This is a genomic window from Psychromonas antarctica (assembly GCF_022267535.1).
Lineage (GTDB): Bacteria > Pseudomonadota > Gammaproteobacteria > Enterobacterales > Psychromonadaceae > Psychromonas > Psychromonas antarctica.
This window is the reverse complement of record NZ_JAHNZV010000046.1, coordinates 1-21,052: the sequence shown is the minus strand read 5'-3', so window position 1 is coordinate 21,052 and position 21,052 is coordinate 1. Positions and strand designations below refer to the sequence as shown.

Genomic DNA, 21,052 nt, shown 5'->3' with positions numbered 1-21,052 from the left:
CTTTATGATTTTAGCTAATTAGATCTAGAAGCAGTTTAAATAGCTATTAGTCATGCCAATAAATATTAAGGAATTTTGCCATGTCCAAATTGTTTTTTAATGAACGTCGCACTCTAGTTAGGGATGCAATAGATGGTCTGATATACAGTAACCAACATGATAATTTAACTAGGCTCGATATTGATGAACATATCCGGGTTGTTATTAGAAAAGATTGGGATAAAAACAAAGTGGCGCTCATTTCCGGTGGCGGTTCAGGACATGAGCCTGCACACGCAGGATTTATTGGTGAAGGTATGCTAACAGCAGCTGTTTGCGGAGATGTTTTTGCTTCTCCAAGCGTAGAAGCGGTATTAAATGCCATTATTTATGTAACGGGTGAAGCCGGCTGCTTATTAATTGTAAAAAATTATACGGGCGATCGGCTTAACTTTGGCTTAGCGGCAGAAAAAGCGAAGAAATTAGGTCTTAAAGTTGAAATGGTTATCGTCAATGATGATATTTCTATTGAAGATAGCAAGCATCCGCGCGGTATTGCCGGTACTGTTTTTGTGCACAAAGTAGCGGGTTATTATGCACAGCAAGGTGCAAACCTCGAAGAAGTTACGCGCAATGCAGTGTTATGTAATACAAATGTTTACAGCATAGGCGTCGCACTAAGCAGCTGTAATATTCCCGGTGAAGATAATGACAACAGGATTCCAGCTAATAAGGCGGAATTAGGTCTTGGCATTCATGGTGAGCCTGGGGTGGCTGTTATTGATATTGATCACAGTCGAGATATCGTTGAATTGATGGCTGAAAAGCTATTAGCCAAAACTAACAAACAAAAATATGCGCTGTTGCTTAATAACTTAGGCGGTACTTCCCCCTTAGAGATGAGTCTACTCACCAAAGATGTGGTGGAGTCCTCACTCGGTAAAAACATGCACTATCTATTTGGACCCAAACCTTTTATTACCGCCATTGATATGAAAGGTTTCTCCCTATCATGCATCGTGCTCAGTGACGAAATAGAAATCGCCTTGATGGCACCCGTTGCGGTGGAATCTTGGTCTCCGGGCATTAAAGTTAATGACGCGACACCGACCACTGTTAGCAAAGTCTCTAATAGTATTGAATATGTGCCCTCCCAATCACCCGCAGTTGCAGCGATTGTCGGCAAAATATGTACAACGGTAATCGACCTTAAAAGCGAATTGAACCGACTTGATACCTTAGTTGGTGATGGCGACACGGGGTCTACCTTCTCATCGGGAGCGCTCCGAGTGCAGCAACAACTACAAGATAACAAACTACCGCTTGCCGATATACAGAAACTGCTTGGGGTGATTGGTGAAGATCTGGCGATTTCCATGGGCGGCTCCAGTGGTATTTTGCTTTCCATATTCTTTACTGCCGCCGGCACCCATTTCGCTAAGCACCAAGAGTTACCTGAGGCACTGCTCAGCGGGCTTGAACAGATGAAATTTTTTGGCGGAGCGAAAGTGGGCGATCGCACGATGATTGATGCCTTAGAGCCTGCATTACTCGCATTCAAAAATGAGAATCTTGCATCAGCGGTTAGCGCGGCAAAACTTGGCGCAGAAAGTACAGCAACAATGCTAGAAGCGAAAGCAGGACGATCTGCTTATTTAAACAGCAGCAACCTTGACGGAGTTAAAGATCCTGGCGCGGCCGCAGTCGAAAAAGTATTTGCCATTTTTAACTAAAACAGAGTTTTTAAAAACAGAGCGACTTGCTCTCAACCTATTTTTATAAGGAAAAGTACCATGGATAAAATTATTGTTTCTCCTAGCAAATACGTTCAAGGCGCCAATGCACTTAATAGCATCGGTGAATATGTTAAACCGCTAGGTCAAAAAGTGTTCGCAATTGCAGATGACTTTGTAACAGGTTTAGTCGGCGTGCAGGTAAAAGACAGCTTTGCTGCAGTGGGAAGTGAATTAGTATTAGAAAAATTTAATGGTGAATGTTGTCACCCAGAAATTAAGCGCTTAGTTAAAATTGCCAAAGAAAATAAATCACAAGTCATTATCGGTATCGGTGGTGGTAAAACATTGGATACAGCAAAAGCGATTGCCTTCTATTGTCATACTCCCGTCGTTATAGTCCCCACCATTGCTTCAACAGACGCGCCAACAAGTGCCTCTGCAGTGGTCTATACACCTAAAGGCGAATTCCTCGAATACTTAATGATCCCACGTAATCCGAGCATGGTTATTATGGACACTAAAATTATTGCGGGCGCACCAGTACGATTAATCGTGTCAGGAATGGGTGATGCATTATCAACTTACTTTGAAGCACGCGCTACAGCCCGTTCAGGCAAGGCAACAAATACGGGTGGTGCACCAACACTAGCCGCTCAAGCCTTAGCCAAACTTTGTTATGACACAGTCATTGCAGATGGTCTTAAAGCTAAAATATCCGTTGAAAATAAATTAACTTCTCCAGCAGTTGAAAATATTATTGAAGCAAATACCTATTTAAGTGGTGTTGGTTTTGAAAGTGGTGGCTTAGCGGCAGCACACGCGATTCACAATGGTTTAACAAAACTGGAAGAGTGTCATCACCTATACCATGGCGAAAAAGTTGCCTTTGGAACATTGGTACATTTAGTACTAGAAAATGCCCCTCTGGCAGAAATTAATGAACTATTAACCTTCTGTAAATCAGTTGGTCTGCCAACCAATTTACATATGATGGGCGTTAAAGAGCTCAATATAGATAAGTTACGTGAAGTAGCCGCCGCATCCTGCGCGGAAGGTGAAACAATTTATAATATGCCATTTGAAGTGACCACCGAGTCAGTACTGTCAGCCATATTAACAGCCAACAAACTAGGTCAATAACTCAGTTCTGTTCAAAACCGGGCAATTATTTAATAAATGACCGGTTTTATTTTGTCTAAATTTCAAGTATTAGGGAGCCCGTCTACACTCTAGGGAGGAATTTTTTTCTTTAGCGTATGGGCATTGTCTAAAGGTTTATCTATTTTCACAAAAAAGGGCAACACAATGATTACACTTGGTGAATACATAGTAGCAAAGCAAAATGATTTTCCGGAAGCAACCGGCGAATTATCATTATTGCTTAGTGCGATTCGTTTAGCCACGAAAGTGGTTAATAGAGAAATAAATAAAGCTGGCCTCGTTGATATTATTGGCACAACTGGTATTGAAAACATCCAAGGAGAAGTTCAGCAAAAAATGGATTTGTATGCCAACGACACATTTAAAGCCGCGCTAGAAGCGCGAGGTGAAGTCTGCGGCGTGGCTTCAGAAGAAGAGGAAGACTTTATAACCTTTAATGGCAAGCGCAGTGTAAACAGCAAATACGTGGTTTTAATGGATCCCCTTGATGGCTCGTCAAATATTGATGTGAATGTATCGGTAGGCACTATTTTTTCAATTTATCGTCGTATCAGTCCTCTTGGAGGCCCTGTGACTTTAAATGATTTTTTACAACCTGGTTCACGCCAAGTCGCTGCAGGATATGTAGTATACGGCTCATCTACTATGCTGGTTTATACAACAGGGCATGGCGTTCATGGTTTTACCTGTGACCCCTCACTGGGGGTATTTTACCTTTCACATGAAAATATACAGATACCGGAGGATGGACAAATCTATTCGATAAATGAAGGTAACTACTTGAAGTTTCCTGATGGGGTAAAAAAATATTTAAAATTCTGCCAAGAGATAGATAGTGTCTCAAACCGCCCCTATACATCACGCTATATTGGTTCTCTAGTGTCCGATTTTCACCGAAATTTACTAAAGGGGGGGATTTATATCTATCCTTCAACAGCATCTTCTCCGCAAGGTAAGCTGAGATTACTATACGAATGTAATCCAATGGCGTTTTTGGTTGAGCAAGCCGGTGGCTCAGCGAGTGATGGTTTTAATCGGATCATGGAGCTAAAACCGACAGCGTTACATCAGCGCGTCCCCTTTTTTTGCGGTAGTCGTAATATGGTTGCCGATGTACAAACGATGATGGAAAAATACTCATCTTAATTTGAAGCGTTTTTAACAATACAGTTGCAATACCCTATTATTAACAAATCTAAAAATCAACAAAGCACCTGCCTCCTAAAGGGTGCTCTTTATCTGCCCGCTTATAAGCCTTCCGCATAACATTGATATTGAAACTCACTGACAAGCTCAAAGTAATCAAACTGATGCGCAATGACGGCCGACTCTAACAAGTAAGAGTGATCAACTTTTTATTTGTTTTGCTATATTATCCGTATTGAAAATTCACTTATAATCGAGACACCCTCTCCCAGTGTAATAACAAAACCAGCGAGTGAGGCCGGTTTCAATTAAAGCCATTGATACCAATCCCAGCAAATAACGACCTGCTTTCATCCATTTTTTTACGCTTAAACAGAGCATTTAATTAATGGAATTGGTATTATTAAAATACAAACTGCTAATATACACAGTCAGTCGACTTTTACATCTTGATACAAGTTATATGCTAACGAGCGATCAGATCTTTATAAGCAATAGTCTTACCTTGCGGTTTCTCATTACTTAATTTCGCTTTAGGTGAACCCGGTTGACTCAACCAATACTTAGCGTCTTTCTTGGGGTTCAGTTTAGGGCCACATTCGCCTTGTGCATTGGCTCGTTCCAAGCGGCTTAACACTTTATCCTGTGCCTCGGCTAAACCATCCATTGCCTGTTGTGGTGTTTTTTCGCCGCTCGCTGCTTCTGCAACATATTGCCACCATAACTGTGCAAGTTTAGGGTAATCAGGCACATTAGTCCCAGTCGGCGTCCATTGCACGCGGGCATCACTGCGGTAGAACTCAACTAGTCCACCTAGTTTAGGTGCCAAATCGGTCATTGCTTGTGAGTTTATATCCGACTCGCGAATCGGTGTTAAACCAACAATAGTTTTTTTCAAAGAGACTGATTTCGAAACAACAAACTGTGCATACAACCAAGCCGCTTGACGACGGTCAACAGGCGTTGAATTTAAGAACGTCCACGCGCCAGCATCTTGGTAGCCTAGTTTCATCCCCTCTTCCCAGTATGGACCGCGTGGAGAAGGAGCCATCCGCCATTTTGGCGTGCCGTCTTCATTTACCACAGGTAAACCCGGTTTAGTCATATCAGCCGTAAATGCGGTATACCAGAAAATTTGCTGTGCAATGCTGCCTTGTGCAGGGACTGGCCCAGACTCACCAAAGGTCATACCCGCGGCTTCCGGTGGAGCATATTTTTTAAGCCATTCTACATATTTTGCCGTTGCAAATACGGCTGCAGGGCCATTGGTTGCACCTCCACGTTCAACACTTGATCCGACAGGGTTACAGCCCTCAACACGAATCCCCCATTCATCGACAGGAAGACCATTAGGAATACCTTTGTCGCCCGCGCCAGCCATCGATAACCATGAATCGGTAAAACGCCAACCTAGAGATGGATCTTTTTTACCGTAATCCATATGGCCATAAATCCGTTTACCATCAATCATTTTTACTTTTTCAGAGAAGAACTCGGCAATGTCTTCATAAGCCGACCAATTCAGTGGTACGCCTAATTCATAACCGTATAGGCCTTTAAATTTCTTCTTGAAATCGGCACGTTCAAACCAATCAGCCCGGAACCAATACAAATTAGCAAATTGCTGATCGGGTAATTGGTAAATTTTTCCATCAGGTCCCGTGGTAAAACTTAAACCAATAAAATCATCTAAATCAAGCATTGGGTTGGTAACCGCTTTACCGTCGCCTTTAATAAAGTCACTGATAGGCACTACTTTGCCGTAGCGAAAATGTGTGCCGATTAAATCGGAATCATTGACATAGGCATCATAAATATTAACGCCTGACTGCATTTGCGTTTGTAATTTTTCAATGACATCGCCTTCTTGAATCAAATTATGATTAACTTTAATACCGGTTATTTCATAAAAAGCTTTTGCTAACGTTTTACTTTCATATTCGTGTGTTGTAAGTGTTTCAGAAGCGACATTAATTTCCATACCTCTATATGGTTTTGCAGCTTCAGTAAACCAACTCATCTCATCCATTTGTTGCTTTTGACTTAGCGTAGAGGGAGTGAATTCTGATTTAATCCACTTTGTTGAGGCATCACTATATTGGTCCGCGAGCGCTAAGCTGCTACACCCAGCAATTAACATCGCAACACTTAAACGTCCTAGTTTGAATACTAATTTTTGGTTAGAAAACATTATGTAACTCCTGTTATTTATAAAGTTTATATTATGTATCTACTTTCGGTACTCAATCGTACCTACACATTATTAGGTAAAACATTAGTCATCTCTTCGTGGTATCACCCCCATTTCATAACAATAAATAGCCAAACAATAGCCACACTAAAGGCTATCCAAATCGATATTCCAGTAAACCCAATTACCCCCAAATGAATAAACGCAGCACTCAGCAAGCTAATAAACAATCTATCGCCTCTGGTGGTAGATATAGGTAAGAATCCCTTTCGTTCCAAGCTTGGACTCAATACTTCCCAGCAAGTCATTGCCAAAAGAATGCAGCCGATGCCGATAAAAAACATCGCAGAAGGTGTGGTCCAGGCCATCCAATCCAACCAATTCATATACTTCTCCTAAACGCGGCCAAGGGCAAAGCCCTTCGCTACGTGATTACGAACAAACCAAATAACCAATACACCCGGTAATATTGTTAGCACCCCTGCCGCGGCTAAAACGCCCCAATCAATACCCGAGGCACTCACTGTTCGGGTCATGACTGCTGCGATAGGTTTTGCATCAACAGAGGTTAATGTGCGCGCTAACAATAATTCGACCCAACTAAACATGAAGCAAAAGAAAGCCGTGACGCCAATACCAGAGCGAATTAAAGGAATAAATATTTTCACAAAGAAACGCGGAAAAGTGTAACCATCGATGTAGGCTGTCTCGTCTATCTCTTTTGGCACGCCCGACATAAAGCCTTCCAAAATCCACACTGCTAGTGGCACATTAAATAGACAGTGCGCTAAAGCGACCCCGATGTGGGTATCAAACAACCCAACCGATGAATACAGCTGGAAGAAAGGCAGTAAAAATACGGCAGGTGGTGACATCCTGTTGGTGAGCAACCAGAAAAATAAATGCTTATCTCCCATAAAACGAAAACGAGAAAAGGCATATGCAGCAGGCAATGCAACCAGTAATGTGATCACCATATTTAGCGAGACATAATAGATAGAGTTGACGTACCCCATGTACCAGCTAGCATCAGTGAAAATGGTCATGTAGTTAGCAAAGGTGAACGTCTCAGGCCAAAAGCTCAAGCTACCTAATATTTCTTGATTACTTTTGAATGACATAACCAATAGCCAATAAATGGGTAAAAGTAAGAACACAATGTACGTACTCAACCCCAAGGTTTTCTTAATATTCATAAGTGAATCCTTTACTTGTATTATTTATTATCGTTATGCGTCATCGCGGTATAGAACAACCAGCTAACTAATAAAATGATTAAGAAATAGATAATTGAAAATGCACCTGCAGGTCCTATATCAAATTGCCCTATTGCCATTTTCGTTAATGACTGGCTTAAAAAAGTGGTTGAATTACCGGGCCCGCCCCCAGTCAAGACAAAAGGTTCCGTATAAATCATAAAGCTGTCCATAAAACGCAGCAGCACACCTATCAACAAGACACTTTTAAGCTTCGGTAATTGAATAAAACGAAAGATTGCCCAATTTGAGGCCCGATCGATACTTGCGGCTTGATAGTAAGCATCAGGAATGGCACGCAATCCTGAAAATGACAACAGCGCGATCAGGGAGGTCCAGTGCCAAACGTCCATAAGCAGTACCGTAAACCAAGCATCCATTGGATTTGCAGCATAATTGTAGTCAATGCCTAATGAATTTAATGCCCAGCCAAATAAGCCTATATCAGCACGACCAAAAATCTGCCAAATTGTCCCCACCACATTGAGCGGCACCAATAGAGGTAATGACAAAACCAACAAACAGACAACGGACCACTTACCCGCCTTGGGCATCATCAGCGCAACTAATATCCCTAATGGAATTTCAATCAACAAGACACAACCCGAAAATATAAATTGCCGTAACAGCGAGTCTTGCAGACGGCTATCATTGAGTATCATTTGGTACCATTCGATGCCCACGAAATAGCGCGTACTCGCATCAAAAATATCCTGCAATGAATAATTAACAACAGTCATTAATGGGATAATGGCGCTGAATGCGACTAACGCAAAGACGGGCAGTACAAGAAACCATGCTTTGTTATTTTTTGTTTTACTCATACGTTCCATCCTTAGCGACAAGGTATTCATCGATATAAAGCATCAACCATTGTTCAGGAAAACTAATATAGACTTGCCCATGCGGTACTTTTTGATCTTCTTGTAAACGTGCTTTGATTGTTTGCCCTTCAAATTTGAGGCTGATTATTTTGTAAGTTCCCAAGTCCTCAACGAACTCTACTTCTGACAGATGCGCCTCGCCATTAGGTTTATCCCATACATGTACAAACTCAGGTCGGATACCGAGCTTCACATTATGAGAATCAGAGTCGTCTAAGCACTGTTGTTCATATTTATTTAACGTGAATACGGTATCGCCAAAAATCAAACCTTGCTCACAGCGCTGAACTGCCATTAGATTCATGCCGGGGCTGCCAATAAAATAACCAACAAAGGTATGATTGGGATATTCAAACAACTCTCGAGGCGTACCAAATTGCACCACTTGTCCCTCATACATCAGCGCGATTTTGTCAGCGAAGGTTGACGCTTCAAGTTGGTCATGGGTGACATACACCATGGTGATCTTAAATTTTTCCTGAATCTGTTTCAGTTTGCGGCGCAGTTTCCATTTCAGTTGCGGATCGATAACCGTCAGTGGTTCATCAAATAAAATGGCCGAAACATCATCTCGTACCAAACCTCGACCCATAGAAACTTTTTGCTTTTCATCCGCAGTGAGATTAGCCGCTTTTTTATTGAGTACCGTGGTTAACTCAAGAATCTTAGCTATCTCGCCCACTTTAGTTAGAATTTTACTTTCACTCGTTTTCATATTACGTAGCGGAAAAGCTAAATTATCAAAGACAGTCATGGTGTCGTAAACCACGGGAAACTGAAAAACTTGCGCAATATTGCGCTCTTGCGGTGGGATATCATTAACCCTAACACCATCGAATAACACCTCCCCTTCAGAGGACGCTAATAAGCCAGAAATGATATTAAGTAAGGTCGATTTGCCACAACCTGATGGGCCTAACAATGCATAGGCGCCACCATCCTTCCAAATATGATCCATTTGCCTAATCGCATATTCTGGATTTTCTGCATGTTTATTGTAGCTATGCGCTAATCCCTTAAGTTGAATCTCAGCCATGATAGGACCCCTCAATTCGACGGCTTGACGCTTGAATTAAGCCTCCGTCTTTGTGAAATACATTTAATTTATGAGTCGGCACATAAATTTTTATTTTTTCATCTACGTGGTAAGCGTGCACACCAGATAGATGCAGGACTAACTGAAAATGGGCATTACGTACATGTAAAAACGTTTCGGAGCCGCTTATTTCAGCTACCTCCACCTTCACTGAAAGCTCTAAATCATCATCATTCTTAGGTAATAGACTCAAATGACTAGGACGGATACCAAATTGAAATTCCCCGGTTCCTAAGGCTTTTAATTCTGCTGTTAGCGGAAAATGAACTGTATTATCAAAGGTCACTTCTGTTTCGGTCACCCGCCCTAGAATCATATTAATGGGCGGCTCATTAAATAAAGTGGCCGCAGTAACATTACAAGGATAGTGATAGGTTTCAGCTGTTGGGCCACTTTGAATGATCTGCCCTTCATGCAAAATGGTGGTTGTTCCACCCAATGCGAGGGCTTCGTTAGGTTCAGTCGTTGCGTACACTGCGATAGTGTTACGCTGCATAAATAGCGTACGCATTTCTAAGCGTAATTCTTCGCGTAATTTATAATCCAAGTTGACTAATGGCTCGTCAAATAAAATAATGCTGGCATCTTTGACTAATGCACGTGCCATTGCGGTGCGCTGCTGTTGACCACCAGAAAGCGCTAATGGTAATCGCGAAAGGTGTTCTGTAATGCGCAGCATCTCTGCTATCTCCATTACCTTTTCTTTAATCGTTGCCTCAGGCTCTTTAGCCAAGCGCAGCGGAGAAGCAATATTCTCGTAAACACTCATGTTGGGATAGTTGATAAACTGCTGATAGACCATAGATACGTTACGCTTTTGCACTGACATTTTGGTGACGTCTATAGCGTTCATTAAGACACGCCCCGAAGTCGGTTTATCCAACCCCGCTATCAAACGCATTAAGCTCGTTTTCCCAGATAGGGTACGACCCAGTAATACATTAAAGGAGCCAGGTTTAAAATTTAGATTGGCCTGATTAATGTAGTACTGACCATCAACTATCTGTGTGACATTTTCCAATTCCAGGGACATAAGGCGTTAATCTCCTTTTCGTTTAAGTGTGCAGCAAAAGTTGTTCGGTGTTCATTTCCGCTAAGTCAGCCCCTGTATTGCTTAATTCGTGCCAAAATAAAAAGTAACAGGCTAAGCAATTGATATGTAGTGTTTTCCATGTTTTATATGGATTTGAAACGGAAGCAAAAGATGGTCACCTTTAACGAAAACTTAACAAATCGTTAACAATGTGAGCAGTTTGTTAATTAATGTCTATTCTCTATGAAATGCCATTAAATAGTGTTCACAGCTGCGTTAGAGGGTGTGATATTTTGAATTCATTGAGCGATAGATTATATTTCATTCTATTATTTGTGATGAATGTAAATAAAAACACTTAAAAATGTAACCATACTGTTAGATTGAATTAAAAAAACGTTCAAGATGTTAAATAAAATGAGAGCGTAATTAATTTATTAAAAGGGGGTGATTACAGTGCAAACGTAATTCCAAATACCGTATTAAATTGATAAATAGGCGCTGAAATGAATCTCAAAAAAGTAGAGTATATAGACCATGACACGCTCATTAAAAAATCTTGGCAACGCTGTCGAGATTCTGGTTTAAATCATCAATCAAAGCCTTCAATTGAACGCCTTGATGTTGGTGATCTATCTGCTTTACTAGATGAACACGAGCTGCTTATTAAAACAACCCACGAAGAGGTGATACCCTATTATGAAAATTTATTAGCCAATAGTAATAGCCAAGTCATGCTTGCCGACAGTAAAGGCTTTATTATGAACAGCTGGGGAGAGCAGAGATTTAAGAAGCAACGTGAAGAAATATTTCAAACTGGTTCGGGCTGGCGAGAAGACAATTTGGGTACTAATGCGATAGGTACCGCTGTAAAAACGGGTAGTCTAGTACAAATCAGTCAGGATGAGCATTTTTTAATTGATAATCGTTTTATGACCGGATCTGCAGCACCTATTTTTGGTGCCGACCGAGAAATGCTAGGGGTTATCGATATATCAAGTGATACTTACCTGCCCGATTCACATACATTAGGCATGGTAAAAATCATGTCTCAAGCAATCGAAAATCAGCTGATTATTTCTCATTTTAAAAACCAACATTTCTTACTACGTTTTAATACCAGCCCTGACAATATCGATAGCCAGTGGTCAGCCTTGATAGTCTTTGATGAAACCGGTTTAGTTATTTCAGCTAACCGCCGCGCTGAATTAGTACTTGCGAGTAATTTGCAGCTGGTCAATATATCCACACTTTTCGAAATCAACGTCAATCAATTAATTAACCAACCCGAAGGGTTCCAAGTCCCCCTACTGACCAAGAAACAATTTAGGGTTCACGGCGTGTTGCATAAACCACAGCAAGATAAGCCCCGCGTTTTAGATTTTAGAACCTTGATAAATAAGCACAGTAGTTCTATTCATGCCTCACAAAATAACACATTAAAATTGCAAGAGCTTAGCCTTGGTGATCCGGTTATGGCTAAAGCCATAAACCAATCTGAACGTATTATTGACAAAGATATCCCTATTCTTATCCGCGGTGAAACCGGTGTCGGTAAAGAGATTTTTGTAAAAGCGTTGCATCAGTCAAGTCAACGTTATAAACAGAATATAATTACTGTTAACTGTGCTGCCATTCCACATGACTTAGTTGAATCGGAACTATTTGGCTATGAGAAAGGTGCTTTCACGGGATCAAATATTAAAGGTTATATAGGTATGATTCGTAAAGCAGACAAAGGTACTCTGTTTTTAGATGAAATAGGTGACATGCCGCTAAAAGTGCAAGCTCGCTTATTACGTGTGCTCCAAGAGCGTAGAGTGACTCCGCTAGGGAGTACAGAATCTTACCCCGTAGACTTTAAATTAATTTCCGCAACCAACTGCCACCTCAAAGAAGCCGTGCTAGCAGGTACTTTTAGACAAGATTTATACTATCGTGTAAGCGGTCTAAATATTGAGTTACCCGCGTTACGTCATCGCACTGACCGCCAGCAATTGATCCGTTTTTTGTTAAATCATTATGCCGAAAACCAGCAGCATGCCTTAATCACAGAACGCGTAATGCAGGCATTTTGTCAACATCCTTGGCCAGGTAACATTCGCCAATTGGTGAGCGTAATTAAAATTGCTCAAGCAATGTCTGGTAATGAAATTATTGACTGGCAGCACCTTCCTGATGATTTCTTTGATGATATGGATATCAACGAAAGCAATATAACTCCTTTTATAAAAACAAAAAATGAAAGCTCTCTGGCTGGCTCAAGTCCCCTTAGCCATGCGACAACAAAAACTGACGCTGATGATATAATTGCTCTTTATCAATCACTCAGTTGCAATATTTCTAAAACGGCAAAAAAATTAAATATTAGCCGTAATACGGTCTATAAACGCCTACGTGATAAGGGCTATAAATAACGGATAAGCATAATTCATCTCGATGGCTTATTCACACTAATAAAGGGCCAAAGCAAATAGCCGCTATCAAGATTAGCGATCCAAATTGTGCAGCACCTTTACTAATCGTTCCAATTCTATCGTGTTGGCTTTGACGGTTAAACGCACTCCATCTGCGTGATATTGCTCTTCTATCACCTGCATTTTGCTATGAATCTCCCCCAAAACACCACTTGCGCCATAGGGAACATTAAAACTCGCAGAGTGCATCTGTTGCAGTGCAAACATTTCTATTGCTTGGTGTACTCGGCTTATATCGACTGGATCACGGGATGAAATCAGCATCGCTTCAGGAAACTCTTCACTCAATGCTTGCTGTTGCTGAACGCTGAGGCAATCAATTTTATTAAGTAACAATAAGCGCTTATGAGTATTAACCTCTAATTTTTGTAACACCTCATCGACGACTGTCAGTTGTGAGCGAAAACTTTCATCGGCGGCGTCAACCACATAGAGCAGCAAGGCTGCATCTTTGGCTTCTTCTAGGGTGGAATGGAAAGAGGCGATTAGATCATGGGGTAGTTTTTTAATAAAACCAACCGTATCTGAAATCAGAATTCGCGGCTGTGTGAGCGGCTGTAAAACACGTACGGTGGTATCTAATGTGGCAAACAGCTTATCTTCGACTAAAACGTCTGAGCCTGTCAGCGCGCGCATTAATGATGATTTACCAGCATTAGTGTAACCCACTAATGCTGCGCAGAATTGCTCTGCACGGCTGCCACGTCGACCGTGCATCTCCTGTTGTACTTTTTTGAGTTCACGCCTAAGTTCCGCCTGCTTATCACGAATTTTACGACGTGCAAGTTCAAAGGCGGTTTCCCCGATGCCACGCCCCATTTTCCGTTCACGATCACCACTATGGTCACTACGTAAGCGTGGGGTGAGGTAATTTAAACGGGCGATCTCGACTTGCAATCGCGCCGAACGAGTGTGTGCATGACGACTAAAAATTTCAATGATAATCCCGGTACGATCAAACACTTTAACACCTAATGCGGTTTCAACATTACGCAGTTGCATCGGACTGAGTTCGCAATCAAAGACCACCACATTTGCATGAGACTTGCCCTCTGGTGCGCTTAAAAAATCATTCAAAACCTGCTCATCAATATTGGCATGTGCTTCATCTTGTTGCACATCATCGAGCTGTGCGGTTAAGCGCGCAAGTTCTTCTAGTTTCCCAGATCCCAGTACAGATGAACGCTTAGTGGAGTTTTGTCGCTGAGTTTGCGTGGCGAATACAGTAAAGCCTAATGTACTGACTAAGCGTGCTAATTCAGTCAGCGATTCTTTAATTTCCTGATTATTTACATTAGGCATACGAATAGAAATTAATAAGGCGCGGCTCATTGGGCTTTCAAGTATCAGTGGCATAATAAAACTTATCGCTAAAGGGCTAATAAATGCAATCCTACGCCTATGTCAACACATTTCCTATCTACTCAATAGCTTTTTCCTTGGCATTTTTCAACCGAGATATATACCTCTGTTACTTGAAGATGCAAAATCAGCCTCTGAGGTGATTTGGGTATATACTTCAATAGTAACAGCTCATTCTTATCCACTCTGCCAGCAAAAAGAAATCGATCTTATCAATATGAATAGAGAAATCGTAGCAAAGCTAGAACAACGACTAGGCATAGATCCTGCTCGACAACGAATTGATATAGAGGAGGCGCATAAAGCGCAAATCTTTGGGCAAGGACGTAGCTTTTTCCATATTGAAAATTGGTACTCTGTGCATTCACTGATCAGAAATATCTTGCGTTTATGCTTGATGTATCGCAAAGGGCAGCGTAATGCAAGACGCATTCAAGTTCGCTACAACAGCATCAAACTTCCTGGCCTTCATGCAGATTTCAATGGTTTTACCATTCTCCACCTTAGCGATCTACATGCTGATATGGATGACAAAGCAACGCTTGCTTTGATGGAATGCATCAGAGAGGTCGATTATGACATCTGCGTAATGACCGGAGATTATCGTGCGCGTACTTACGGGGATATACAACCGTCTCTCGCCGCTATGGCTCGCGTAAGAGTGCATTTGCAAAAGCAGGTATACGCGGTGTTAGGGAACCATGACAGCATTTTAATGGTTCCAGCCTTGGAAGAGATGGGGATTCAAGTTCTTATAAATGAACACACACTCATTAAGCGAGGACAAGGGTCACTAGTTCTTGCTGGAATTGATGATGCTCACTACCTTTGTGTTGACAACATCCCCAAAACTGCTGCTGGGCTCACAGAACACACACCAAGTATCCTTTTGTCACACACTCCAGCGGTATACAAACAAGCAGCAAAGGCTGGCTTTGATTTGATGTTGTCAGGACATACTCATGGCGGTCAAATATGCCTACCTGGGGGGATCCCTATTGTACTTGATTCAGACTGTCCTCGTTTTGTGGGCAATGGGAGATGGCATTATAACAAAATGCAAGGTTATACGTCGGTAGGCTCTGGTACTTCAGTCGTCAATGTGCGGATAAACTGTCTCCCCGAAATAACACTCCATAGGCTTACCTGATCACACTGAAGATATACCCAAGCTAATGAGGGTGTTTACGAAGCCCCAAGAGAGCCAGTACAGGAGACGTTAAAATGTGAATAAGAAAAAAAGACAAGGTGACAATGACGATGCTATTTAAACCATAATCCAACCAATAAGTTCCCGCAACAAGAGGGAAAATAGCCTCTGGAATCTGATCAACACCAATAAATTTGCTGCTCGGAGCTCGCTTCATTCGTCGTTTAATAAAACTGGATAGCAAATCCCCCAGCAAAGAGAACAAGGCAAACGTAACGGCGAATACGACAGGAAAGGCAAACAGGATAGCCACAACAGTTGCACCTATGATTCCCCCCAAAAGACCTCGCCACGTTTTAGAATAACCCAATAGTGGATGACCATCCGCAAGCAACAATCCTGCATCTACAGGCTTAGAAAACAGGGCCCCGAAGCAGCGATGTAAAATAACGGGAATGCCGTTAGCCACAATCAATATCAACAACAGCTTAAATTCTAACACCGTATTATATCAAACCGTGCAAGCGATATATAAACCAGATGAGTGTCGCCTTATAAAGTTGCATATCGGCCTCCAACTGAACTTATTTAGATTCAGGCACCGCACTACGAAGTGACCCGCTTGTTTCAAGTGTAGTTCAACAAGATGCAAAGTTAGAATTGGGTAATGACATTCTAAGCCATGGGCATCATTTACCAGCCTAAAGGTGCTGATTTAATATTAGTGTCATAATACGCCTTTAGTTTTCTCTCTAACTCTGGTGACATTACTTTTTTAGATGCCGATATATTAGCAGCTAACTGCTGCTCATTTTTTATCCCCGGGATAACAGTCGACACTTCTGACTGAGCGAGAATAAACGATAGTGCAGCCTCATGAAGCGTCATCTCTTCATTAATGATTTTGTTAAGCGCCTGTTGAAGTCCATAACGGCGTTTAATCTCCTCAGTAGACCAGCGGCTGCGGATATCACTAAAAGTACTCTCTCGGGAAAATTTTCCAGTGAGCCAGCCGGAATCGAGCGGTACTTTGACTACCACGCCATACTCTTTTTCTGCCGCTTCTTTAAAAGCCAAACCGCTATCTTGGAAATTAATATTATATAATGGCATAATGATATTACTTGGGGTTGTTCTAACGAGCTCATCAATACTGTTATGATCATCAATCGATGCACCAAAAGCGAGTATCTTTCCCTCCTTTACTAATTCCTGAAAGATAGGATAAAGCGGGTTTTCACCATTACAAAGTTCAATTGCTGGGCTGTGCAGTATCACTGAATCGATATAGTCAGTTTTTAACATCCTAAGGCTGGTTTCAACCGTATCTTTAAGTGTATTGGGATCAAAATTTTCACCATCAGGACCGTGCCCGAATTTAGTATTCAGCACAACATCAGCGCGTTTATTGATTAACGCCTTGCCTAGATTTTCCATTGAGGCACCCTGTCCATAATTAAGCGCCGAATCAAAAAAGTTTATCCCCTGATCGATCGCTGCATGGACAAGGCGAATAGGATCCTGTTGCGCATCCCCCCATTCGCTTTTATTACAATTACCTAGTTGCCATGCACCAAATCCCAATTGAGAGACCATTTTACCCGTTTTGCCATACTTTCTTTGTTTCATAAAATGTCCTCATACATAGTCAATATTGACTGTATCAATGATACTTATGGTAACGCTATCTCTAATGACTAGTGCAATAAGCAACCGCTGCTAGTCATTGTTTTTTACTGTTCAAATAGTGTTTAGCGAGCATAATCCTGCGCACAAAAAAGCAAGCCACTGCCTTGATCTTTCTCCAATAAAACAGGCACAAGTGCGCCGGGAAGTACTGAATCAGGATCATCTGGTGCTTCTGGGCCACCAAGATCAGTTCTCAGCCACCCAGGATCAAGTAGATTCATTAACACATCGGTACCTTGCAAGGTTGGGATCATATCGCGCACATATCGTTCCAATGCCGCTTTTGAACAACTATAAGGCATAAGCTGAGGTTGATTATTAATGCCAGAAGATACATTAACAATACGCCCCCAATTTCGGGCTATCATTCCGGGCAGAAACACATCACATAGCTTCGCAGGCACAATGGTATTGACCCGAAAACTGATTCTATATTCCTCCTCTGTAGGCTCAAATGTCGGCTGATATTTCGTCATCATAGCGGCGTTATTATAAAGTATATCCAGATGATCATTGCTCAACGCCCTCACCTCACTGATCAAACGCTGCACATCAGCAATTGAATCAAGCTCAGCAGCCACGGCATAGACCTCATGTCCCGCCGCTTTTAATTCATCAAGTAAATTTTTCGTACCTTGTAATTCCCGTGAGTGCACAATGAGCTTGCAGCCTTTATTTGCAAGAGCCTTAGCAATGCGAAGTCCTATGCCACGACTGGCTCCTGTTACTAACGCCCATCTGTTTTCTATATCTATCATTTTTATCCTTTATTTTTTATTTTTTATTTTAAAAAATGGATCACAGTATCGACTTGCCATCTTCTCCTTATTGGATGCAGATTGAGCATCTTCAGGTAGTTTAGTTATATAGATACGCGAGGTCATATTTTTCACTAAAACATTGCAAATGAATATATGACAAAATAGAATTCATTGTTTGATATAACAAACAATAAGCGAGTGATGATTATGCATCAAGAACATAAAAAACTTGAAAGGCTAATGTTATTTAGCGAAGTGGCACGTCACTTAAGCTTCACCCTTGCCGCGGCAAGCCTACAAATATCACGAGGTCATTTATCCGCTCAAATTCGCCGCCTAGAAAAAGAGATGGGCTTACCTTTGTTAATTCGTTCCACCCGAAGTGTCCGTTTAACTGCAGAAGGTGAGCGCGTTTTTACAGGAACAAATAAAATTCGCCACTCGCTTCTAGAATTAGAACGCAATGCAGCCCATGAAGGCAAAACCATTGAAGGGTTAATAAAAATAACCGCTCCAAGCTTATTTACCGAGCGATTTCTGCTCGATATTTTTTCTAAATTTAGGGCCTTACATCCCGCCATTGAATTTTTGATAGACAGTAGTTATACCAGTTACGATCTTAATAGCAGCAATTTTGATTTGGCTTTTCGCGCAACCAACGAACCGCCTTTAAATATGGTGGCAAGAGCGATCTTGCCATATCAACACTGTTGCTGTGCTTCCCCTGCTTATTTAAAAAAAATGGGTAAACCACAGACGCCTGCTGACTTAAAAACACACCAGTGTTTAAGGGGACATGAGCAATTAACTTGGCCATTTTTAAGCGCTAACGTAGCTGCGGATGGTTGGCTACAGATAAATGATAATCATATGCTCAAGACTTTGGCATTAAGGGGGGAGGGAATTATTAGAGTACCTGAATACTTAGTAGATCAAGAGATTAACAATGGGGAGCTGGTTGCAATATTGGAAGATGATATGCCCAAAGGATTGACCATTTTTATGATTTACCCACAATTAATTCATCAGTCTAAAAAACTGACCGCCTTTATCGAATTTGCCAATGATTATTTTTAAATAAGCCATATCCTCAGCAAAAAGCGCTAACCCCTACCCGCTCTACGCCCTATGGCAATTTACAATAAAAACAACCAATTTATTCTCGTAATTATTTTGTTCTGGTAACATGAATATGCTTATTATATAAAATGGCACAGATAGCATCGCCACCAAAATCATATATGCGTATATATGTGAACTCTGTTGCATCCAAAGATGTTATTCGCTAGCTGTTACGGCTGTATTTGTATTAAAATCCGTCTTTTGACATTGTCGATGCTGAGAGCAAATAAATGGACCTCCCCAAACTAAATTTTCGCACCATTGAATGGCTCTTTTTTTTTACAGCCGCCATATCAGTCGTGTTAATTATCTGGCAATACTGGGGGATGAACCAAACAGTAGACATCTACCCCGCTCCTGACGCCATAATATCTGCGGGAGGTGATATTATAAATGGAGGTCATTCTGAAAGTACGCTAGTCGACACTGACGATGCTGCGAAGCTACACTGCCAAATCATACCCTCAAATACCTTTGCTTTTTGTACCCTTAATATTTCGATCGCAACAAACAGCTCGAACGGCATAGATCTAAGTCAATTTGACCATCTATCTCTTTGGCTTGAACACCAATCCAGTTCGCAAGATACATTATTAATTTACTTGGTAAACCGAGAAGTCAATCGAAGCCTTTCTAATGTCATCCACAATAAGAGCAACATGCAGGTCATATTGCCATCTTCAACAAGTTCTTTGTACCGTCTCCCCCTGAGTAACTTCTCAGTTCCATCATGGTGGATCCTGCAAAATAAAGCCACCGGCACTAAGGCTCAAAGCAATTTAAGCAATGTAACCAGCTTAAGCATAGCCACCGGTGACAGCCACTTGAAACGCAGTGTTGATATCACTTTATACAAGGCACAACTCAGCGGCAAATGGCTCAGCAGTCACGTATTGTATTTGGCCTTACTGATCTGCTGGATAACTATGATTTTCATGCTCGCCAGTTACCGACTTTATCAATTAAATACAAATATAAATTTAAAACACAAACAAACTGAAGAACTTACAGAAATAAACCATCTATTGCGTATTGAAAAAGATAAATTTGAAACATTGGCTAAAACAGATCTTTTGACGGGTATTGCCAATAGAGCAGGTACTCGTGATATTTTACAAAAACTACAAAACTCACCGGCTGACACCTGCTCACTAATCATGTTTGATATAGATCATTTTAAAAAAATAAATGATAGCTATGGCCATAAGGTTGGTGATGAAGCGTTATGTAATCTAGCTCAGTTAATCAAAAAAACAATCAGAGAAACAGATCATTTTGCTCGCTGGGGCGGTGAAGAATTTTTGATATTATGCCCTAATGCGACAAGTAAGAGCGCAATGACTATTGCCAATAATTTACGTATAAAAGTGAGTGAGGCCGACCTTATTCCCCAGCAAACTATTACTTGTAGTTTTGGGGTGGCTGAATCAAAGATGAAAGGACAACACAGCATCACCGCACTTTTCGAAGGCGCTGATTTAGCAATGTACAACGCCAAAAAACACGGTCGTAATCGAGTTGAAGTTCAATATGAAATTTAATCACTATCCTTACGGTGCTCATTACGAGAAAGAAAAATACTGTACACAAGAGATCATTTTTTGTAGTCAAGAGTGAGCTCGGTGATTTTGAACATTTTTGTTGACAACTGGGCGATAAAATTATTCTCTGGCCCGAGTGCCCAAAAGCCCCTTAACAACCAGTGAACGGCCGATAAACAGCAAAAATAGCTGAAATGAGAATATTATTATTCATTTCCGACAAGTAACTCTCGAACATGAATTAAAGATTTGCTATATTACGTCGCGATTTGGTCTGGATATACATTAAACGATATATGCTCTTTTTAGATCATTTTACAAATTACATATCTGTTTTCAGTAGATAATTATCAATAAACAGACTAACTCGGAGTGTTGCAATGAAAGTTCGTGCATCCGTTAAAAAAATCTGTCGTAACTGCAAAGTTATCAAGCGCAAAGGTGTTGTGCGAGTTATCTGTGTAGAGC

Annotated in this window: 18 protein-coding genes; 8 read left to right on the top strand and 10 right to left on the bottom strand. The window is 41.2% G+C overall.

Features of this window, described 5'->3' with window-relative positions:
* Positions 1–80: 80 nt before the first annotated feature.
* From KSO91_RS10715 to fbp, 3 genes are all read left to right on the top strand, one after another.
* The gene (locus tag KSO91_RS10715; RefSeq protein WP_238743000.1) at positions 81–1,712 is read left to right on the top strand and encodes a dihydroxyacetone kinase subunit DhaK; all 1,632 of its coding nucleotides are present in this window, start codon (positions 81–83) and stop codon (positions 1,710–1,712) included.
* Positions 1,713–1,772: 60 nt separating this feature from the next.
* The gene (locus tag KSO91_RS10710) at positions 1,773–2,855 is read left to right on the top strand and encodes a glycerol dehydrogenase (RefSeq protein WP_238742999.1); all 1,083 of its coding nucleotides are present in this window, start codon (positions 1,773–1,775) and stop codon (positions 2,853–2,855) included.
* A 165-nt stretch (positions 2,856–3,020) separates the two neighbouring features.
* Positions 3,021–4,022 (top strand): class 1 fructose-bisphosphatase, encoded by a 1,002-nt coding sequence (gene fbp / locus KSO91_RS10705; RefSeq protein WP_238742998.1) that lies wholly within the window; start codon positions 3,021–3,023, stop codon positions 4,020–4,022.
* Between the two features lie 466 nt (positions 4,023–4,488).
* Here fbp and KSO91_RS10700 read toward each other — a convergent pair whose 3' ends face one another.
* The 6 genes from KSO91_RS10700 to KSO91_RS10675 all read right to left on the bottom strand — a co-directional run bounded on the left by KSO91_RS10700 (position 4,489) and on the right by KSO91_RS10675 (position 10,482).
* Positions 4,489–6,213, bottom strand: a complete 1,725-nt coding sequence (locus KSO91_RS10700; protein WP_238742997.1) for an ABC transporter substrate-binding protein — start codon at positions 6,211–6,213, stop codon at positions 4,489–4,491.
* A 104-nt stretch (positions 6,214–6,317) separates the two neighbouring features.
* Positions 6,318–6,599 (bottom strand): DUF2160 domain-containing protein, encoded by a 282-nt coding sequence (locus KSO91_RS10695; protein ID WP_238742996.1) that lies wholly within the window; start codon positions 6,597–6,599, stop codon positions 6,318–6,320.
* Positions 6,600–6,608: 9 nt separating this feature from the next.
* Positions 6,609–7,409: a carbohydrate ABC transporter permease gene (locus KSO91_RS10690; protein ID WP_238742995.1), complete on the bottom strand. Its 801-nt coding sequence runs from the start codon at positions 7,407–7,409 to the stop codon at positions 6,609–6,611.
* 20 nt (positions 7,410–7,429) lie between these two features.
* Complete coding sequence (locus KSO91_RS10685) at positions 7,430–8,293, bottom strand: carbohydrate ABC transporter permease (protein WP_238742994.1); 864 nt, start codon at positions 8,291–8,293, stop codon at positions 7,430–7,432.
* Entirely contained in the window at positions 8,286–9,389 is a 1,104-nt protein-coding gene (locus KSO91_RS10680) for an ABC transporter ATP-binding protein (RefSeq protein ID WP_238742993.1), read from the bottom strand. Before KSO91_RS10680 ends, KSO91_RS10685 begins: the two co-directional genes overlap by 8 nt.
* Positions 9,382–10,482, bottom strand: coding sequence for an ABC transporter ATP-binding protein (locus KSO91_RS10675; RefSeq protein WP_238742992.1), 1,101 nt, complete (start codon positions 10,480–10,482; stop codon positions 9,382–9,384). The genes KSO91_RS10680 and KSO91_RS10675 overlap by 8 nt, the downstream gene beginning before the upstream one ends.
* A 506-nt stretch (positions 10,483–10,988) precedes the next feature.
* On the opposite strand from KSO91_RS10675, the gene KSO91_RS10670 reads away from it, so the two are divergent.
* Positions 10,989–12,899, top strand: coding sequence for a sigma-54-dependent Fis family transcriptional regulator (locus KSO91_RS10670; protein WP_238742991.1), 1,911 nt, complete (start codon positions 10,989–10,991; stop codon positions 12,897–12,899).
* Positions 12,900–12,971: 72 nt separating this feature from the next.
* On the opposite strand, the gene hflX is transcribed toward KSO91_RS10670, so the two are convergent.
* On the bottom strand, positions 12,972–14,315 hold the full coding sequence (gene hflX, locus KSO91_RS10665) for a GTPase HflX (protein ID WP_238742990.1): 1,344 nt from the start codon (positions 14,313–14,315) through the stop codon (positions 12,972–12,974).
* Between the two features lie 223 nt (positions 14,316–14,538).
* Here hflX and KSO91_RS10660 point away from each other — a divergent pair, with 223 nt between their 5' ends.
* Complete coding sequence (locus KSO91_RS10660; protein ID WP_238742989.1) at positions 14,539–15,471, top strand: metallophosphoesterase; 933 nt, start codon at positions 14,539–14,541, stop codon at positions 15,469–15,471.
* 22 nt (positions 15,472–15,493) lie between these two features.
* Here the strand turns inward: KSO91_RS10660 and KSO91_RS10655 are convergent, their stop codons facing one another.
* The 3 genes from KSO91_RS10655 to KSO91_RS10645 form a co-directional block, all read right to left on the bottom strand.
* Positions 15,494–15,940: a CDP-archaeol synthase gene (locus KSO91_RS10655; protein ID WP_238742988.1), complete on the bottom strand. Its 447-nt coding sequence runs from the start codon at positions 15,938–15,940 to the stop codon at positions 15,494–15,496.
* A gap of 224 nt (positions 15,941–16,164) precedes the next feature.
* Positions 16,165–17,100 carry an aldo/keto reductase gene (locus KSO91_RS10650; RefSeq protein ID WP_238742987.1) on the bottom strand — a complete coding sequence of 312 codons (936 nt, stop codon included), beginning with the start codon at positions 17,098–17,100 and terminating at the stop codon, positions 16,165–16,167.
* A gap of 122 nt (positions 17,101–17,222) precedes the next feature.
* Positions 17,223–17,918, bottom strand: coding sequence for an SDR family NAD(P)-dependent oxidoreductase (locus tag KSO91_RS10645; protein WP_238742986.1), 696 nt, complete (start codon positions 17,916–17,918; stop codon positions 17,223–17,225).
* Positions 17,919–18,128: 210 nt separating this feature from the next.
* On the opposite strand from KSO91_RS10645, the gene KSO91_RS10640 reads away from it, so the two are divergent.
* The 3 genes from KSO91_RS10640 to rpmJ all read left to right on the top strand — a co-directional run.
* On the top strand, positions 18,129–18,998 hold the full coding sequence (locus KSO91_RS10640) for a LysR family transcriptional regulator (RefSeq protein ID WP_238742985.1): 870 nt from the start codon (positions 18,129–18,131) through the stop codon (positions 18,996–18,998).
* A gap of 275 nt (positions 18,999–19,273) precedes the next feature.
* Complete coding sequence (locus KSO91_RS10635) at positions 19,274–20,584, top strand: GGDEF domain-containing protein (protein ID WP_238742984.1); 1,311 nt, start codon at positions 19,274–19,276, stop codon at positions 20,582–20,584.
* A gap of 380 nt (positions 20,585–20,964) precedes the next feature.
* Positions 20,965–21,052, top strand: an 88-nt coding sequence (gene rpmJ, locus KSO91_RS10630; RefSeq protein WP_238743001.1) for a 50S ribosomal protein L36, incomplete at its 3' end; no start/stop codon positions are given.

Excerpts from the sequence above, each read along its gene's own strand:
- KSO91_RS10715 (WP_238743000.1), top strand. The coding sequence starts at position 81 with ATGTCCAAATTGTTTTTTAATGAACGTCGCACTCTAGTTAGGGATGCA.
- KSO91_RS10710 (WP_238742999.1), top strand. The coding sequence starts at position 1,773 with ATGGATAAAATTATTGTTTCTCCTAGCAAATACGTTCAAGGCGCCAAT.
- fbp (WP_238742998.1), top strand. The coding sequence starts at position 3,021 with ATGATTACACTTGGTGAATACATAGTAGCAAAGCAAAATGATTTTCCG.
- KSO91_RS10700 (WP_238742997.1), bottom strand. The coding sequence starts at position 6,213 with ATGTTTTCTAACCAAAAATTAGTATTCAAACTAGGACGTTTAAGTGTT.
- KSO91_RS10695 (WP_238742996.1), bottom strand. The coding sequence starts at position 6,599 with ATGAATTGGTTGGATTGGATGGCCTGGACCACACCTTCTGCGATGTTT.
- KSO91_RS10690 (WP_238742995.1), bottom strand. The coding sequence starts at position 7,409 with ATGAATATTAAGAAAACCTTGGGGTTGAGTACGTACATTGTGTTCTTA.
- KSO91_RS10685 (WP_238742994.1), bottom strand. The coding sequence starts at position 8,293 with ATGAGTAAAACAAAAAATAACAAAGCATGGTTTCTTGTACTGCCCGTC.
- KSO91_RS10680 (WP_238742993.1), bottom strand. The coding sequence starts at position 9,389 with ATGGCTGAGATTCAACTTAAGGGATTAGCGCATAGCTACAATAAACAT.
- KSO91_RS10675 (WP_238742992.1), bottom strand. The coding sequence starts at position 10,482 with ATGTCCCTGGAATTGGAAAATGTCACACAGATAGTTGATGGTCAGTAC.
- KSO91_RS10670 (WP_238742991.1), top strand. The coding sequence starts at position 10,989 with ATGAATCTCAAAAAAGTAGAGTATATAGACCATGACACGCTCATTAAA.
- hflX (WP_238742990.1), bottom strand. The coding sequence starts at position 14,315 with ATGCCACTGATACTTGAAAGCCCAATGAGCCGCGCCTTATTAATTTCT.
- KSO91_RS10660 (WP_238742989.1), top strand. The coding sequence starts at position 14,539 with ATGAATAGAGAAATCGTAGCAAAGCTAGAACAACGACTAGGCATAGAT.
- KSO91_RS10650 (WP_238742987.1), bottom strand. The coding sequence starts at position 17,100 with ATGAAACAAAGAAAGTATGGCAAAACGGGTAAAATGGTCTCTCAATTG.
- KSO91_RS10645 (WP_238742986.1), bottom strand. The coding sequence starts at position 17,918 with ATGATAGATATAGAAAACAGATGGGCGTTAGTAACAGGAGCCAGTCGT.
- KSO91_RS10640 (WP_238742985.1), top strand. The coding sequence starts at position 18,129 with ATGCATCAAGAACATAAAAAACTTGAAAGGCTAATGTTATTTAGCGAA.
- KSO91_RS10635 (WP_238742984.1), top strand. The coding sequence starts at position 19,274 with ATGGACCTCCCCAAACTAAATTTTCGCACCATTGAATGGCTCTTTTTT.